General features: G+C 57.8%; 1 protein-coding gene. It reads left to right on the forward strand.

Annotation, left to right across the window (positions count from 1 at the left end; all coding sequences use genetic code 11):
• Positions 1-162 precede the first annotated feature (162 nt).
• Complete coding sequence (locus HMPREF9153_RS12040) at positions 163-1,293, forward strand: peptidase (RefSeq protein WP_080564880.1); 1,131 nt, start codon at positions 163-165, stop codon at positions 1,291-1,293.
• Positions 1,294-1,819: the final 526 nt, after the last annotated feature.

The following is a 1,819-nucleotide window of genomic DNA, read 5'->3' on the forward strand; positions in this document are numbered from 1 at the left end:
CTGTCTTCCGGATGGGGCCCAAAGGAGCTACCGTTTTGCTGGGGTTTGGATGATCATCGTTCTTGGCAGATACCACGAATGCCTCACACGTTGTGCCTGCCGAGGGCGGTCTCGTCAGGGGTAGCCTGCAGCACAAAAAATGGCGTCCCAGGAGGAATCGACATGAAAAAATACCGAATAACCACACTTGCCACTCTCGCAGGTCTCGCCTCGGCGGCCTTCCTGGCGGCCTCGGCTACGACGCCAGCATCGGCTGCACCGACCGCGCCGAGTGGTCCGCCTCTGTCGTCCACTACGACAGCGGTCCGTGCACCGGTGACGAACCCAGCGACGGGCCGGACTTACGCCCCTACCAGCACCACCAACACAGCTAAGCTCACCGCGACGGGCGGCGACCCGGCAGTCACTGCCTATTGGACTCCCGAGCGCCTCAAGAACGCCATCCCCGCCGATACCCCAGCAAGCACGGCCAGAGTAAACAAGCAAGTCAACGAGCTGGAACGACGAGCCTCATCGGACAAGCCCCTCACCATTGGCTCCTCTCCTGTCGCGGCAACGTCAACCAAGATCACACCGCAGGCTGCACCTCCAGTCACGAATTTCTCGAAGACCAACGGAAAGGTATTCTTCCATAATCAAAGTGACGGCAAGGATTACGTCTGCTCCGGATCCTCTATAAATAGCAGCTCAAAGCGTCTCGTTGTCACCGCCGGACACTGTGTCTATGGCGCCCCCGGGAATAAGTGGCACAGCAATTGGGTGTTCATGCCGGGTTACAGCAAAGGCGCTGCATATGGAAGCTACCAAGCTGCCGTATTGCGTACGTTCACCGACTGGATCAACTATGGCGAATCTGGGCGCGGTTTCAACTCAGACGTCGCCTTCGTCACCACGTACAACGGAAGTACTTCGAGGGCCGCAGTCGTAAATGCGGTTGGAGGCCACGGCTTCGAGTGGGGCGGAGGATTTGGTTTCGACGTCAGCATCTTCGGTTATCCGGCAAACCGTAACGGGGGCCAAATTATGTGGGCCTGCTGGGGGACAAGCGGTACCGGCTGGACAGGTACCTACAGGTTTAACCGCATTTCCGGTTGCAACTTTGGTGGGGGTTCATCTGGAGGCCCATGGCTCAATCGGTACAGCAACACCAGTGGCCTCGGGTACGTTCGTAGCGTCACCTCGCATGGCCCCGCCAAGAGTACCGCCTACATCCAGGGACCATATTTCGACAGTCGTGTCAATGATCTGTTTGTCGCAGCTAACAACGACTGGAAAACACACAATCATGGATGATTGGACTCGTTCCCGCCGACTCTCAGCTGTGATGTTCGCAATCGTCTTGACTGTTGCTGCCATGACAGGATGCGCCGTCGGCGGAAGTGAGGTTCCCCCCAGTTCCCCTAATACAAAGACCAGATACGATCCCACGGTGAAGCCGCCAACGCAATCCGCAAACGATATACGGCAGCGTACCGATCTTCATGACGAGCACGCATCCTCCTGGAGTCGATACGACGTGGTTTCGGATCACTCGGTACGTGTGTTCTTCTACATGGGGAACCCGCGGTGCCACGGCGTACGGGCAACCGTCGACGAAGATACCGCCTCGGTACGAATCACTCTTTACGAGGGGACCCTACCCAACTCGCCAGCCGAATGCGCCGCTCTTGCAGAGAGCGCATCCCTCCTCATCACCACACACGATCCCGTCGGAGCACGCTCAGTTATCGCCGGATAGCTGATAATCATTGTCAGACAAGAACACTGCCTACACGCCGGGACACGATGGCCCTCCTCTGAACAGATCCTGTGTGCCTAC

It is taken from the genome of Cutibacterium avidum ATCC 25577 (assembly GCF_000227295.1).
Classification (GTDB): domain Bacteria; phylum Actinomycetota; class Actinomycetes; order Propionibacteriales; family Propionibacteriaceae; genus Cutibacterium; species Cutibacterium avidum.

What these genes read in the sequence shown, in the direction of transcription:
- HMPREF9153_RS12040 (WP_080564880.1), top strand. Translation starts at nt 163, where the DNA reads ATGAAAAAATACCGAATAACCACACTTGCCACTCTCGCAGGTCTCGCC.